This window comes from Acidaminobacterium chupaoyuni, assembly GCF_047936785.1.
GTDB lineage: Bacteria > Bacillota > Clostridia > Oscillospirales > Butyricicoccaceae > Acidaminobacterium > Acidaminobacterium chupaoyuni.
In genome coordinates, this window is record NZ_CP176394.1 from 2,220,621 (window position 1) to 2,234,758 (window position 14,138).

General features: G+C 52.6%; 13 protein-coding genes. 8 read left to right on the forward strand and 5 right to left on the reverse strand.

Annotation, left to right across the window (positions count from 1 at the left end; all coding sequences use genetic code 11):
- Nucleotides 1–153: 153 nt before the first annotated feature.
- On the reverse strand, nt 154–1,038 hold the full coding sequence (locus ACJA3I_RS10665) for a diacylglycerol/lipid kinase family protein (protein ID WP_458862579.1): 885 nt from the start codon (nt 1,036–1,038) through the stop codon (nt 154–156).
- A gap of 173 nt (nt 1,039–1,211) precedes the next feature.
- Entirely contained in the window at nt 1,212–1,904 is a 693-nt protein-coding gene (locus tag ACJA3I_RS10670) for an ATP-binding protein (RefSeq protein WP_458862580.1), read from the reverse strand.
- A 90-nt stretch (nt 1,905–1,994) separates the two neighbouring features.
- Here ACJA3I_RS10670 and ACJA3I_RS10675 point away from each other — a divergent pair, with 90 nt between their 5' ends.
- The 5 genes from ACJA3I_RS10675 to ACJA3I_RS10695 all read left to right on the forward strand — a co-directional run bounded on the left by ACJA3I_RS10675 (nt 1,995) and on the right by ACJA3I_RS10695 (nt 9,241).
- Nucleotides 1,995–2,663 (forward strand): Crp/Fnr family transcriptional regulator, encoded by a 669-nt coding sequence (locus ACJA3I_RS10675; RefSeq protein WP_458862581.1) that lies wholly within the window; start codon nt 1,995–1,997, stop codon nt 2,661–2,663.
- A 13-nt stretch (nt 2,664–2,676) separates the two neighbouring features.
- Nucleotides 2,677–3,399 (forward strand): polysaccharide deacetylase family protein, encoded by a 723-nt coding sequence (locus ACJA3I_RS10680; RefSeq protein WP_458862582.1) that lies wholly within the window; start codon nt 2,677–2,679, stop codon nt 3,397–3,399.
- Nucleotides 3,396–5,552, forward strand: a complete 2,157-nt coding sequence (locus tag ACJA3I_RS10685; protein ID WP_458862583.1) for an ATP-dependent helicase — start codon at nt 3,396–3,398, stop codon at nt 5,550–5,552. The genes ACJA3I_RS10680 and ACJA3I_RS10685 overlap by 4 nt, the downstream gene beginning before the upstream one ends.
- A gap of 243 nt (nt 5,553–5,795) precedes the next feature.
- A complete protein-coding gene (locus tag ACJA3I_RS10690) occupies nt 5,796–7,193 on the forward strand; it encodes an MATE family efflux transporter (RefSeq protein WP_458862584.1) in 1,398 nt (465 codons plus the stop codon).
- A gap of 272 nt (nt 7,194–7,465) precedes the next feature.
- Nucleotides 7,466–9,241, forward strand: coding sequence for an oleate hydratase (locus ACJA3I_RS10695; RefSeq protein ID WP_458862585.1), 1,776 nt, complete (start codon nt 7,466–7,468; stop codon nt 9,239–9,241).
- A 69-nt stretch (nt 9,242–9,310) separates the two neighbouring features.
- Here ACJA3I_RS10695 and ACJA3I_RS10700 read toward each other — a convergent pair whose 3' ends face one another.
- Both ACJA3I_RS10700 and ACJA3I_RS10705 read right to left on the reverse strand, forming a co-directional pair.
- The gene (locus tag ACJA3I_RS10700) at nt 9,311–9,523 is read right to left on the reverse strand and encodes a hypothetical protein (protein WP_458862586.1); all 213 of its coding nucleotides are present in this window, start codon (nt 9,521–9,523) and stop codon (nt 9,311–9,313) included.
- A gap of 144 nt (nt 9,524–9,667) precedes the next feature.
- Nucleotides 9,668–10,225: a TIGR01440 family protein gene (locus ACJA3I_RS10705; protein ID WP_458863850.1), complete on the reverse strand. Its 558-nt coding sequence runs from the start codon at nt 10,223–10,225 to the stop codon at nt 9,668–9,670.
- 291 nt (nt 10,226–10,516) lie between these two features.
- On the opposite strand from ACJA3I_RS10705, the gene ACJA3I_RS10710 reads away from it, so the two are divergent.
- From ACJA3I_RS10710 to ACJA3I_RS10720, 3 genes are all read left to right on the forward strand, one after another.
- Nucleotides 10,517–11,203 (forward strand): L-2-amino-thiazoline-4-carboxylic acid hydrolase, encoded by a 687-nt coding sequence (locus ACJA3I_RS10710; RefSeq protein WP_458862587.1) that lies wholly within the window; start codon nt 10,517–10,519, stop codon nt 11,201–11,203.
- Between the two features lie 134 nt (nt 11,204–11,337).
- Nucleotides 11,338–11,526, forward strand: a complete 189-nt coding sequence (locus ACJA3I_RS10715; RefSeq protein WP_458862588.1) for a hypothetical protein — start codon at nt 11,338–11,340, stop codon at nt 11,524–11,526.
- A gap of 215 nt (nt 11,527–11,741) precedes the next feature.
- The gene (locus tag ACJA3I_RS10720) at nt 11,742–13,265 is read left to right on the forward strand and encodes a catalase (protein ID WP_458862589.1); all 1,524 of its coding nucleotides are present in this window, start codon (nt 11,742–11,744) and stop codon (nt 13,263–13,265) included.
- Nucleotides 13,266–13,374: 109 nt separating this feature from the next.
- Here the strand turns inward: ACJA3I_RS10720 and ACJA3I_RS10725 are convergent, their stop codons facing one another.
- Nucleotides 13,375–13,983, reverse strand: coding sequence for a hypothetical protein (locus tag ACJA3I_RS10725; RefSeq protein WP_458862590.1), 609 nt, complete (start codon nt 13,981–13,983; stop codon nt 13,375–13,377).
- Nucleotides 13,984–14,138 lie beyond the last annotated feature (155 nt).

A 14,138-nucleotide genomic window follows, 5' to 3' on the forward strand; every position in this document is an offset into this window, starting at 1 on the left:
ATCCCATCAAAAAGCAGTTGGCCGCATCACGGCATGCGTTTTCAGAATTTCCGCCGCTTCTCTTTTGAAACGGCTGCATGGCAAAGAAACGGCAGGGCCGGCGTGAAAAATCACGCCGGCCCTGCCGTTTTTTCATCTTTTTCTGTTTTAAATTTATAGCTGCATTTTCAGCGCGCCGGGGCGCACACTGATTTCCACTTCTTCGGTTTCCCCGCCAAACTCGCCGTCTAAAGTCCAGGCGATGGGCTGCTGAAAAGTAAACTTCACATGATCCGTCTGAGTCATGGACATATATTCATTATCGAAATCGCGGGCCAGCAGCTTTGCCAGCAATGCGTTCAATTCCAGCACATTCTGAGGCGATTTGATCAGCAGCACTTCGAACTGCCCGTCATCCAGCATGGTATCCACCGTGCCCGCCATCGAAAAGCCGCCGATATAGTTTGTGTTGCAGACAGTGCCGAAAATATAATCATCTTCAAACACCTGGTCGTTCACTTCCACCTTGGCGTGATAGACCTGCCCCAAAGGCAGATTTCTCAAGCCTTCCATGATATAAGCCAAATGGCCCATGGAATTTTTAGAGCTCTGGGTGGTAGAATAAGACACCGCCGCAAAAGCGCCGAATGCCGCCACATAATTGAAGACCTGCCCACTGAAATCGCCCACATCCAAGGCTTTGGGCGAACCTTTGATGATGGTATTCACCACCCCGTCGATGGTTTTGGGAAGCCCCAGCGAAGCGGCAAAATCATTGGTGCTGCCCGCCGGCAGATAACCCAGCGGCGGCGCATCGGGATATTTCAATAACCCGTTCACAGCGTGATGCAAGGTTCCATCGCCGCCGCAGCACACCACAAGGTCTATTCCTTCCACACCCCGTGCGTCTAACACTTCTTCTGCGCCCATGCCCTCGATGGTGGGATAAACAATGGGCTCATATCCTGCTTTGCAGAATTTTTGAAGGATCGAATCAAGGTTGCGGGCGATGTGTGCTCTGCCCGCTCTGGGATTATACAGCAGCAGTAACTTTTTCATAAAGGATTCCCTCTTGCATGATCTTGTTGCCATGGCCCCTGCGGGAAGCAGACGCCCCGGCTGTTTTTGTGTTCTATATATTTGCTTATTATAGCAGATATTTCCCGACAAAAAAAGCCTTCAAGACCCGCTTTATCAATCTTTTTTCATAGTTTGCTGCTTTCAGGCGGCTTTTATTCCAAAATTTCGCCTTGCGTTGTAAAAGTGACCACGCGCCAGGGGATAAACTTGCCGCTATCCTTCAGCGCCTGTGTGGCGGCGTGTTCCAGCCCGCCGCAGCAGGGAACTTCCATGCGGACGACCGTTAAGCTTTTGATCTTGTTCTGCTTTAAAATTTCCGTCAGCTTTTCGGAATAATCCACACTGTCGAGCTTGGGGCATCCGATCAGCGTGATCCTGCCGCGCATCCAATCGCGGTGGAAGTTGGCATAGGCATAGGCGGTGCAATCGGCCGCGATCAGCAGGTTGGCGTTTTCATAATAAGGCGCATGAATGGGGGCCAGCTTGATCTGCACAGGCCACTGCATCAGTTCGGATTCCTGCTTTTCCGCGGCGGGCTGTGCCGATGCGGCGCGGTGCTCTAAAACGCGGCTGCGGCTGCCGGGGCATCCCCCTGCGGGCGCCTTGGCTGCGTTCTGGGCGCGCTTGACGGCTTCGGCGTCATATTCCGCGGCTTCACGCTCGATAAAGCTGATGGCGTTGGTGGGGCAGGCGGGCAGGCAATCGCCCAGGCCATCACAATAATCATCGCGCATCAAAACCGCCTTGCCCTCTTTCATGCCGATGGCGCCTTCGTGGCATGCCGCAGCGCAGGCGCCGCAGCCGTTGCATTTTTCACTGTCAATATGAATAATCTTACGAATCATTTGTTCGTTCTCCTTTTCTTGATTTGTTGTATTAAAAATACTATAATAAACACGATATGTCTGTTGTTATAACAACAAAAGGATGGTCTTATGGATTTTGTTTCTCTTTCAAAAACGGTTTTGTTCCAGGGCATCAGCCCCGAAGAAACCGAAAAGATCCTGCCCTGCCTTCACGCCGCCGAAAAGCATTATGAAAAAGGCGAGCTGCTGCTGCATGCCGGCAGCGCCACCCGTCATATCGGCGTGGTGCTTGCGGGAGGCGTCAATATCGAAATGGATGATGTCTGGGGCAACAAAAATATTTTAAGCCATGTTTTCCCGTGGCAGATCTTTGCCGAAGCCTATGCCTGTCTGCCCCGCGAGCCGCTGATCGTCAACGCGGCGGCTGATGAAGACTGCCATGTTTTATGGCTGGATGCGCAGCAGATCTTTTCGCCCTGCGCCTGCCCCTGCGGCCACCACAGCCGGCTGATCGCCAATCTGGTGGGGGCCACCGCCCGCAAAAACCTCGAGCTTTCCCAGCGCATCCAATATACTTCTTCCAAATCCATCCGCGGCCGCCTTTTGGCCTATCTGTCGGCACAATCGGTTCGGCAGAATGCGGATGCTTTCACCATTCCCTTCAACCGCCAGCAGCTGGCGGATTATTTAAGCGTTGACCGCAGCGCCCTTTCCAATGAGCTGGGCAAAATGCGCGAAGAGGGCCTGCTGGAATTTTCAAAAAACCGTTTTGTTTTAAAGGATGTTTCTCAAAGATAAAGGAGCTTTTCTCATGTTCTATCCACGCACGATCTCACTGCTCACTCTGGCGTTTTCCATGTATGGGGCCGTCCCCACTTTTTTCAGCCGCCGCGCGTTTCATTCCAAGCGCCCCAGCGGCAGCGGCAAAGTGATCTATCTCACCTTTGATGACGGGCCGAATGCCGAATATACCGGCAAACTGCTGGATCTTCTGCGGCTTTATCATATTCACGCCACCTTTTTTTCGGTGGCTGAATTCGCCGAAGAAAACCCCGAACTGATCCGGCGCATCCGTGAAGAGGGCCACCTGATCGGGATGCACTCCTGCCGCCATCAGGATGCCTGGATCAATCTGCGGCATGACACCCAGCTGGATTTCGACCGTTCCCTTCAGATTTTTGACGAGCTGGGCGTTCATATCGGCTTTTATCGCCCGCCTTGGGGAAAGATCAACCTGTTTTCGCCTTCGAATGTGCAGCGCAACCACCTGCACATGGTTTATTGGGATGTGATGGCTGAAGACTGGCGCGCCAACACCACTTCGGGCACCATTGCCCGAAAGCTGCTGCGCCGTGCCCATGAAAACGATATCGTCTGCCTGCATGACGGCCGCGGCCGCAACGGCGCGCCCGCGCGCACCATTGAGGCGCTTGAAAAGGTGCTGCCCATCTGGATCGAGCAGGGGTATTCTTTCGCCACGCTGGATGAGCTTTATGAAAACGAAGATGACGAAACGGATGGGCCCACGGCATGATGACTTTTCCCGAATTTAAGGCGGCTTATTCCCTGAGGCTCAACCCGCAGCAGGAAGCCGCCGTCTGCCGGACAGATGGCCCCGCTTTGCTGCTGGCCGTTCCCGGCAGCGGCAAGACCACCGTTCTGGTGGCGAGGCTGGGCTATCTGATCTTCGGCAAAAATGTCAGCCCCGACCGGCTGCTCACCGTCACTTATACCGTCGCCGCCACAAAAGATATGCGGCGGCGTTTTGCTGAGCTTTTTGGCCGGGATCTGGCCGACCGGCTGGCTTTTCGCACCATCAACGCCATCTGCGCTTCCATCATTGCGGAATACGCGCGGCGCTATGAGCGCCAGCCGTTTCAGCTGCTTTCTTCCGAAGCGCAGAGCGGCGCTCTGCTGCGCGAACTTTTTCAGCGCCAGACCCACTGCGCCCCCACCGACTCCCAGATCAAAGATCTGCGCACGCGCCTTTCCTATTGCAAAAATAAAATGCTTTCCGCTTCCGAAATCGCCCAGATCGCGGTGGAAGGCGTGGATTTTCCCGCTTTTTATCAAAGCTATTGTTCAGCCCTGACCCACCGGCGGCTGATGGATTTTGACGACCAGCTGGTGATCGCCTATGGCATTTTGCAAAAATTCCCCGATCTGGCGGCGTTTTTCTGCGAACGCTGGCGCTATATCAGCGTAGACGAAGCGCAGGATACTTCTTTCATCCAGCATAAGATCCTCGCAAAGCTGGCCGAGACCCATGAAAATCTTTTCATGGTGGGCGATGAAGACCAGAGCATTTATGGTTTTCGCGCCGCCTATCCCGAAGCGCTGATGCGCTTTGAAAAAGATCATCCCGGCGGCCATGTTTTATTGATGGAAACCAATTACCGCTCGGTTCCGCCCATTGTTCAGCGGGCCGATGCGCTCATCCGCCGCAATCAAAACCGCCGCCCCAAAACCATGCGCGCCGCCCGCGCCGGGGGCCAGCCGCTTTTTCACCGGTTTTTAGAAGATCAAAAGAATCAGGCCGCCTATCTGGCCAAGATCGCGCAGAATTGCTCCTGCACCACGGCGGTGTTATATCGCAACAACGAAAGCGCCCTGCCGCTGATCGATCTGCTGCAGCAGCAAAAGATCCCCTATCACTGCCGCCAGCCCGAACTCTCGTTTTTTTCACACCCCGTCGTTCGCGATCTTTCCAACATCCTGCTGTTTTCGCGCCGCCCCGCCGATCAATCGCTTTTTATGGAGATCATTTATAAGCTCGATTTCAAGATCAAAAAAGAGACCCTGATCCGCGCTTTGAAAAGCCACCCCGCGGGCCAGCGAAACGGCGTGCTGCATATTTTGCTCGACAGCGGCCTGCTGAAAGAAACATGGGCCGTTGAAAAAGTGAAGGCGCTGCAGCGATGCTTTGAAGCGATGCCCCGCCAAACCAGCTTCGAGGCGCTGACCGCCATTCTTCAATCGATGGGCTATGGCGATTATCTTGAAAAGCAGGGCGGCGATTGGAAAAAGGCCGAGATCCTGCTTTCGCTGGCCGCCCAGAACCCGTGTCAGGAAACTTTTCTCGATCATCTGGAAGAGCTGAAAGAAACTGTTCGCCAGGGCGGCCTGCCGGGGGAGCCCTGCCTGTTTCATCTTTCCACCATCCATTCCAGCAAAGGGCTGGAATATGACCATGTTTTTCTGATCGATATGACAGAAGGCATTCTGCCCGCCGCGGCAGAAACCCCCGAAGAACGGATGACCCCCGAAGAACGGCAGGTTTTCGAAGAAGAACGGCGGCTTTTTTATGTGGCGGCCACCCGCGCCAAAGACCGGCTTGAGATCATCAGCTGCCGCGCTTCTTTCGGCCGGCCCGCCAAACCCGTTTCGCGCTTCATCCCTCAGCTGATGGGCACGGCATCCGAAAAAAAGCCCCTGCGCCCCACGCTGACCAAGCCCACCCAGATCTCCATGCGGCCCGAAGCGCGGCAAGAGGCAGTTTTGAAAGAATCCGATTTCCCCGCGGGCACTTTTGTTTTTCACAAAAGCTTCGGCCCCTGCAAAATTTTGCGGCGCTATGGGGCCTATGCCGATGTTCTCGACCCGGATGGCCGAAAACGAACGCTGGAACTGGCCCTTTGCCTGCAGCATGGCCTGCTTGAAAAAAGCGGCGTAAAATTACCAGAATAAACCTATGGTTCAGGCCATGAATAAAATCAGGAAAAAATTCACTTTTTGCTTGTTTTCTCTGATACCGTTCCTTGCGTTTTGGAAAAAATAATGCGGAAAACGCCTTATTTTCATAAATTTTCGAAAAAAATACTTCCAAATGCCGCTGTGAAACTTCGTTTATTTTCTCAACTTGCTACATCTGCCGCGTTATGATAGTATGGATTTGCGAGAGCATTTCTTACACGGAGGATTTTGCAATATATGGAGAAGAAACAGGTCAACAGCGATATTTTTCGCATGGTGCTGCCCATTGTGATAGAGAATATTTTGCAGATGTCTGCCGGCGTGATCACCACCGCGATGATCGGCCGTCTGATGGCGGATGATATCTCTGCCCAAGGCATCGGCAACCGCATCACGAACACCTATTGGGCCCTTTTCAAGGGCATCGGCGTGGGGGCCACCGTCATTGTGGCGCTGCGCTATGGCCAGCATAAATTCGATCAATGCCGCCGCACGGTGGAGCAGACTTATCTCACGGCGATCCCCGCTTCATTCCTTTGCGTGGCGCTCACCCTGCTTTTTTTTTCGCCGATCCTTCATCTGTTCACGCAGGATGCGGCCTTGCTGGATGCCGCGCGGCGGTTTGCCCGCATCGCGATATTTGCCGTTCCGTTCATGGCGCTTTCTTCGGTGAACGCGGCCGCTTATAACGGCCATGGCAACACGCGAACGCCGATGTTCATCGCCGTTTTAATGAACTGCGTCAATATCATCGTGGGCTTTGTTCTGATTTTCGGTCTGGGGCCTTTCCCTGCTTTGGGGCTCACAGGCGCCGCCATCAGCACCGTAGTTTCCTGGGCTGTGGGCGGGCTCACCGGCACATTTTTGCTTTATACCAAAAACGGCTATTGCGCGCAGGAACACCACGGCCAATCTTTTTTCACCGTGGATCTGCCCTGCTTGAAAGAAATTTATAAAACGGGTGTGCCCGCCGCCTGCGAAAATGTTTTCTGGCAGCTTTCGGCCATTGTGCTCAGCAATGTGATCCTCGGCTATGGCAGCGCTTATTTCGCCGCTTACCAGATCGGCCTGCAAGCCGAAATGATCTGTGAAATGCCCGGCATCGGCTTTGTCACCGCTTCCACCTCGCTGGCCGCCCGCGCCATCGGCGAAGGCGATGATACCCTTTATCGGCTGTATTTCCGCCAGATGCGCAAATTTTCGTTCTACACCGGCGTTCTGGCAACGGTATTGCTTTTCACCTGTGCCGGCAGCTTTATGAAGATCCTCACCGATAAAGCGGATATCCGTGCGCTGGGCATGGTTTATGTTTCCATCATGGGGTTTGCCCAGATCCCGCAGGATCTGAACAAGGCCTATAACGGAACGATGCGCGCCGCGGGTTATCGCAACACGCCCATGGTGATCTCTTTCATCGGCATATGGTGCGTTCGTGTGCCCATGGCTTTGATCTTCGGCAAGTGGCTCCATTGGAACATCGCTTTCATCTGGGTGGCCATCGCGCTGGATCAGATCATCCGCACTCTGCTGTGCATGGTCATTTTCCGCAAAAGAAAAGTGCTTGAAGTGATTACCGATGGCAGGGCCGCGGCGCTTCAGCTGGCCGAACCCGAACCGGCGGCCGCCCAATCGTGATTTTTCGCTCGGTTTTTCGGTGATACAAAATCTTTCCGTCATCCAATCAGTGCGCCTAAAAAGCGCACTGATTTTTTTATAGCCGAATGGCGCTAAAATCCAGACACATTGCCCGTAATGTATCATTTTTCATCAAAACAAGCCGGATGTATGATTCTTTGGCAAACAAAATCTTTTGTCTGTTGTTTCATTTTTGCCGCCGCATTATGATGTTCACAACAAAGAAAAATACATGTTGATCTGAACGATCAAATGAAAATGGAGGTTTTGTTATGTATTATTCCAGTGGTAATTACGAAGCGTTTGCCCGCCCTTTAAAGCCGGAAGGCGTGGAAAATAAATCCGCTTATCTCATCGGTTCGGGCCTTGCCGCCTTATCCGCGGCCTGTTTCCTCCTCCGCGACGGCCAGATGGAGGGCAGCCACATTCATATTCTCGAAAAAGATCCGATCCCCGGCGGTGCCTGCGATGGTTATGAATATCCCCAGTTGGGCTTTGTGATGCGCGGCGGGCGCGAGATGGATAACCATTTTGAGTGTATGTGGGATCTGATGCGCTCCATCCCTTCCATCGAAACCGAAGGCGTTTCTGTTTTGGATGAATATTACTGGCTCAACAAGGCCGACCCCAACTATTCCCTTTGCCGCGCCACCGAAAAACAGGGGCAGGATGCCCACACCGACGGCAAATTCGCGCTTTCCGAAAAGGCTTCGATGGAGATCGCCAAGCTGTTTATGACCCCCAACGAAGATCTTTATGATCTGCGCATCGATCAGGTGTTCACCGATGAAGTGTTGAAATCGAATTTCTGGCTTTACTGGCGCACCATGTTTGCTTTTGAAAACTGGCATTCGGCTTTGGAAATGAAGCTTTACCTGCAAAGATTCGTGCATCATGTGGGCGGTCTGCCCGATTTCAAGGCCCTTCGCTTCACAAAATATAACCAGTATGAATCGATGATCCTGCCGATGGTGCATTATTTGAAAGCCCACGGTGTTGTGTTTGAATATGACACCAAGGTGGTGGATATCGATTTTGAGATCGAGCCTGTTGAAAAACTGGCCACCTGCATCCACTGCATCCGCGGCGGCAGCAAACTGGATATTCCGCTGACCGAAAACGATCTGCTGTTCATCACCAACGGCGGCTGTGTGGAAAATTCCTCTTATGGCGACCAGGATCACCCCGCCGAGATGCATACCGCCATCGAAGACGGCTGCGGCTGGGATCTGTGGCGCCGCATCGCCGCCAACGACACTTCTTTCGGTCATCCCGAAAAATTCTGCTCCGACCCCGAAAAAACAAACTGGATGTCTGCCACGGTCACCACGCTGGATCAGCGCATCGTGCCCTATATCCAGAAGATCTGCAAGCGCGACCCGTTCAGCGGCAAAGTGGTCACCGGCGGCATTGTCACCGTGAAAGATTCCGCATGGCTGCTCAGCTGGACTTTCAACCGCCAGCCCCAGTTCCGCTCTCAGCCGAAAGATCAGCTGGTGGGCTGGATCTATGGCCTGTTCTCCGATCGCCCCGGCGATTATGTGAAAAAGCCCATGCGTGAATGCAGCGGCAAAGAGATCTGCATGGAATGGCTGTATCATCTGGGTGTGCCCACCGATCAGATCGAAGATCTGGCCGCCAACAGCGCCCGCACCGTTCCCTGCATGATGCCTTATATCACCGCTTTCTTTATGCCCCGCTGCGCGGGCGATCGCCCGAAAGTGGTGCCCAACGGTTCAAAGAACTTTGCGTTCATCGGCCAATTCGCCGAAACCCCGCGCGACACCATCTTCACAACGGAATATTCCATCCGCACCGGTATGGAAAGCGTTTATACCCTGCTTGATATCGACCGCGGCGTGCCCGAAGTCTGGGGCAGTGTTTATGATATCCGCGCTTTGATGGATGCCACCGTGGAGCTTGCCGATGGCAAATCGCTCAACGAAATGGATCTGCCTTTCAAAGCAAAACTGGTTTTGAAGGAAGCCATGAAAAAAATGGAGCACACCGATGTGGAAGAGCTTTTAAGAGAACATCATGTGATCTGATCCCTTATCCTTTGATTCCTCCCTATTTCATTCATAACCCTTTATCTATCCTTTCCGGTGCGCGGGCGGTCATTCGTTGATAGAATGACCGCCCGCGCTGTTTTTCTGTTTTTTTGCTCCCCCTTTGCGCCTTTTGCAGCGGCTGTTGCCGCAAAAAGCACAATCGCCGTCGCAAGGCTCTTCGGGTGTTCTCAGTTCATCGATCAACCCCAGAATATCTGAAATGCGGCCGTCGCTGCGGCTGTATTCACGCTCTAACTTTCTGCAAAAATCTTCTCTCATGTTTTGCCCTCCGTTCCTTCGGCTTTTTGCAAGCCATATCGTACCGTCTTTTCTGTACGATAAAACGGATTTATCCATTTTTATGAAAAAATCCCCGAAACGGCTGCACCGCTTCGGGGATTCTCTTTTTAAAAAATCAGTGCTTTAAAGCAGGCTTTCTTCATAGAAAGCGCGGGGGCCGCCGATATATTTTGCGCGGCTTCTGGCGCAAAGGATGGCGGCGCAGCCGATGTGATCCAGCGATAATCTCACCGGCACGGCAACGGGCGCCAAATGCATGCCGATCAGGGTGCCGCCGATATCGATGCCCGCTTTTGCCTGGGCGCAGAGGCTTTCCACCGCAATAGGCGCCTGCATTCTTTCATAGGCCGTGGTGGCAAAGCTGCCGCCCGCCTTCGGCTGGGGGCGCACATTCACCCGCGGCAGGTGATATTGCTTGGCGCATTCCGCTTCGATAATCAGGGCGCGGTTCAAATGCTCGCAGCACTGGGCCGCAAGCCAAATGCCTTTTTCGTGCAAAAGCGGCGCGATCCCTTCATAGACCGCCTGCGCCAGCTCTACACTGGAATCGGAACCGATTTTTTTGCCGCCCACTTCGCTGGAAGAGCAGCCCACCACAAACAGGTCGCCTTCGTTCAGTTTCGCTTTTTCAAGCAGCTCGCTCACCGCCTCACGCGCCTGAGCCGTTATTTCCTGCATCATCATGAAAACCTCGCTTTTCAAACTATTTATCTATGCCGCGCTTTTGCCCTGCGGCCGGTGTTTTATTTTTTATTGGTTGGATCTTCCGTTATGCTTTTTGCCATCGCCGTAGGCGGGTCGGGAAATAAAGTATAATAATCGCTTTGCGATTATTATATCACAAATTTCCGTCGTCTTCCATGGTTCTCACTTTTTAAATTTCAGCGGCGCTTGCGTAAACTTTCGCAACCTTCTATAATAGAATTAATTTACCGATCGCTCGACCGCAGCATCATATAAGGAGGTTTCGCCATGTTTACCGAACGCCAGCATGCTTTTATTTCAGCCACTTTTTATCGCTTGATGAAAGAAGCCGATCTTCACGATTATGAAGCCGTTTTCAATTTTGCCAAACGCAAATATGCCGAAGAACGCGGATCGCGCATGGCACAGCGCGCTTTGCGCGACGGAAAAGAATTGGATTTTGCTTCTTACCGTGAATATGGCGAATGGGCTTTCACCCCCGAGGTCACAGAAGACCCCAACAGCTGTTCCACCCAGCAGCCCGAAAACGACGATTTGAAAATGACCATTCAGGGCTGCCCCTGGAGTTCCCAATATAAAGAAATGGGGCTGGCAGAAGGCGGCATGCTTTATTGCAGCGGCCTGGATATTTCTATCGTGCGCGGTTTTAACCCCGCCCTGCGTTATGAAGTGACACAGATGTCTTATGGCGGCAATGAAGTCTGCATCCAATATCAGCGCGACGCCAAGCTTTCGCAAAGCCGCCCCAAGCGCCCCGAAAACATCCGTGATTTCCGCTTCCATTGTGCGCATATTTATTTCACCTTTGAAAAGCTGATTACGGCCATTTACAAAACAGAGGGCGCCGTTCTTTCCGCCAAGATGCTGGAAGCGTTTGCCGAAGCTTATGGCCGCGAAAACGCCGATGCGCTGCTGCTTTATCGCGGGCATGATTTCACCCTCATTGATGACTGATCGAGATGCCTCCGCTTTTTTATATTTTTGCGGCCCTACCCACACATTTTCCCCGAAAGCGCATATAGTATAATATTCTTCGGTTTTGCGGGCCTCGGTTTTGCAAGCCCGATCTGTCGAAAGGGGGAACTGTGATGGAAGGCGACTGCATGCCTTCAGGCTGCTCAAACTGGCTGAACGATAATATCGTTATGGTCATCGTCATTCTTGCGGTGATCCTGGGCATCCTCTATCTTATCATCAAAGCCGGTGTCAAAAACGGAATCCTTGAAGTTCTGGAACAGCCTGATTGCCCCTTGATACATCCCTGCGGCAACTTTTAAAAAAGCACAGGATCGAATGATTCGGTCCTGTGCTTTTTTATTGCAATATTTTTCATCTCGGTTTCTTTTTCAGCGCCGCTTTTTTCGACAAGTTTTAAAAAATTGTGAGTAAGATATGAATTTTTTATTAGGATTGATTCCTACTATTGACAAAGGAAAAAATTGCTTCTATACTGTCCATAAGATACAAAAAAACATATAAGGAGGTTTGGAAAATGGAAGATTATAAGAAACTTACGAACGAAGTGGGCGCACCGGTGGCCGACAACGAAAATTCTATCACCGCCGGCCCTCGCGGCCCTGTTGTCATGCAGGATGTCTGGCTGATGGAAAAACTTGCGCATTTCGACCGTGAAGTGATTCCCGAACGCCGCATGCACGCCAAAGGCTGGGGCGCTTATGGCAAATTCACGGTAACGCATGATATCACGAAATATACCAAAGCCAAAGTGTTTTCTGAAATCGGCAAGGAAACCGAAGTATTTATTCGTTTTTCCACCGTGGCGGGCGAACGCGGCGCGGCCGATGCCGAACGCGATATCCGCGGCGTGGCCATAAAGTTTTACACCGAAGAGGGCAACTGGGATCTTGTTGGCAACAACACCCCCACTTTCTTCATCCGCGATGTTCACAATTTCCCCGATTTGAACCGCGCCGTAAAACGCGACCCCTATACCGGCATGCGCAGCGCGCAGAACAACTGGGATTTCTGGACTTTGCTGCCCGAATGCTTCCACCAGATCACTGTGGTGATGTCTGACCGCGGCATTCCCGACGGCTTCCGCCACATGCATCTTTTCGGCGAGCATACCTTCTCTTTCTATAATGCCAAAAACGAGCGCGTCTGGTGCAAATTCCATTTCAAAACCCAGCAGGGCATCAAAAACCTCACCAATGAAGAAGCCGCGGCCAAAAACGCCGTTGACCGCGAAAGCGCAGGGCGTGATCTGTTTGAAGCCATCCAGCGCGGCGATTTCCCCAAATGGACGATGTATGTGCAGATCATGACGGAAGAACAGGCCAAAAACCACTATGAAAACCCGTTTGATATCACAAAGATCTGGCGTCACGCCGAATATCCGCTGATTGAAGTGGGCGAACTGGAACTCAACCGCTGGCCCGAAAACTATTTTGCCGAAGTGGAGCAGGCGGCGTTCACCCCCGCCCATGTTGTGCCGGGCATCGGGTTCTCGCCCGATAAATTCCTGCAGGGCCGCTTATTCGTTTATGGCGATGCGCAGCGTTACCGCCTGGGCGTCAACCATAATCTGATTCCGGTCAACCAGGCCAAGGGTGTGAAGGGCGGCGTAGCCGATTATCATCGCGACGGCGCAATGCGCACCGACGGCAACTATGGCAGAGCCCCCGCTTATTCCCCCAACAGCGCCGGCGTCTGGGCCGCACAGCCCGAAGTGATGGAACCGCCGCTGGATATTCAGGGCGCCATGTGGCAATATGACCCCAAGGATGACCCCAGCAACGATGATTTCCGCGCGGGCGGCGACCTGTGGCGCGTTCTCACAGAAGAACAGAAGGCCGTTCTGATCGCCAACACCGCCGGTGATATTGCCCCCGTCACCGAAAATATCAAATATCGCCATGCCGTTCATTGTTATCTGGCGGATAAAGAATATGGCGAAAGAGCCGCCAAAGCCATGGGGCTTGATCTGGGCAAAGTCATCGAACTTTCAAAGCTGACCAATGACGAACTGAACAAAGCCACCACCCCGATGAAATAATCTTTTCCCTTAAATCTTTTCCCTATCCCTTAAATCTTTTCCCTAAAAAGCAGCAGGGCCCGTGCTTTCAAAGCATGGGCCCTGCTGTTTTCATTTTGTTCGGTGTGGTTCATTCCTGCTGCTGTTGATAATAGGCTTTCCGGTATCTCTCAAAATTTCGCGCCAACTGTTGATTTTTCGCGCCCTCATCGGCAAAATCCCGATAAAATTTTTCCGCCTGTTCAAAAACTTCTTCCAGCTGAGGCTGGGGCGGTTCTTCTTCCGCGCCCAGTTCTCGATAAAAACAGGCGATCAGCGTCATCCAGAAAGTGCCGCATTGCGCGCCGTTCAGCACCCCCTCGGTTTCAAACAGCGGCTTTCCGTATTGCAGGGCGCATCTCAGCTGTTCGCGGCCGCAGGCCAGCCCGCAATGGCGGCACAGCGCTTCTGCCACAGGCAGAAAGGGCTCTGTTTCGCCGCGATCGATCAGCCCCAGGGTGATCTGATAAATCATGGTTTTCGCGGCCAGAGAGGGGAGCGCGGGGCTTTCCGCAATTTCCTCCAGCATCTGCCGAAAATCTTCAAATTCTTCCTCTATCGCCTGGGTGACCGTTTCGATGCGCTCTTCGATGCCGGGGTCCTCCTGCGCGGCTCTGCGCGCCTTTTCTTCGGCGGCCAAATAGGCGTCTTCCACGATAAGAAAATCATTCAGGCGTTCCCAGCGGTCGTTTCTTTTCATGGCGCTTTTCTCCTTTGCGTGAAATTTCTTTCTGTTTGGTTTTATTTTACCGCATCCCCTGCCCGATAAACAGGATTTTATGGCCGTTTTGCCATCAAAATCTTTCTTTAGAGAAAAAGCGCGCCGTGAAAGATCGCTTTCACGGCGCGCCTGTC

Excerpts from the sequence above, each read along its gene's own strand:
- ACJA3I_RS10675 (WP_458862581.1), top strand. The coding sequence starts at position 1,995 with ATGGATTTTGTTTCTCTTTCAAAAACGGTTTTGTTCCAGGGCATCAGC.
- ACJA3I_RS10680 (WP_458862582.1), top strand. The coding sequence starts at position 2,677 with ATGTTCTATCCACGCACGATCTCACTGCTCACTCTGGCGTTTTCCATG.
- ACJA3I_RS10710 (WP_458862587.1), top strand. The coding sequence starts at position 10,517 with ATGTTTACCGAACGCCAGCATGCTTTTATTTCAGCCACTTTTTATCGC.
- ACJA3I_RS10700 (WP_458862586.1), bottom strand. The coding sequence starts at position 9,523 with ATGAGAGAAGATTTTTGCAGAAAGTTAGAGCGTGAATACAGCCGCAGC.
- ACJA3I_RS10670 (WP_458862580.1), bottom strand. The coding sequence starts at position 1,904 with ATGATTCGTAAGATTATTCATATTGACAGTGAAAAATGCAACGGCTGC.
- ACJA3I_RS10705 (WP_458863850.1), bottom strand. The coding sequence starts at position 10,225 with ATGATGCAGGAAATAACGGCTCAGGCGCGTGAGGCGGTGAGCGAGCTG.
- ACJA3I_RS10690 (WP_458862584.1), top strand. The coding sequence starts at position 5,796 with ATGGAGAAGAAACAGGTCAACAGCGATATTTTTCGCATGGTGCTGCCC.
- ACJA3I_RS10720 (WP_458862589.1), top strand. The coding sequence starts at position 11,742 with ATGGAAGATTATAAGAAACTTACGAACGAAGTGGGCGCACCGGTGGCC.
- ACJA3I_RS10685 (WP_458862583.1), top strand. The coding sequence starts at position 3,396 with ATGATGACTTTTCCCGAATTTAAGGCGGCTTATTCCCTGAGGCTCAAC.
- ACJA3I_RS10695 (WP_458862585.1), top strand. The coding sequence starts at position 7,466 with ATGTATTATTCCAGTGGTAATTACGAAGCGTTTGCCCGCCCTTTAAAG.
- ACJA3I_RS10725 (WP_458862590.1), bottom strand. The coding sequence starts at position 13,983 with ATGAAAAGAAACGACCGCTGGGAACGCCTGAATGATTTTCTTATCGTG.
- ACJA3I_RS10715 (WP_458862588.1), top strand. The coding sequence starts at position 11,338 with ATGGAAGGCGACTGCATGCCTTCAGGCTGCTCAAACTGGCTGAACGAT.
- ACJA3I_RS10665 (WP_458862579.1), bottom strand. The coding sequence starts at position 1,038 with ATGAAAAAGTTACTGCTGCTGTATAATCCCAGAGCGGGCAGAGCACAC.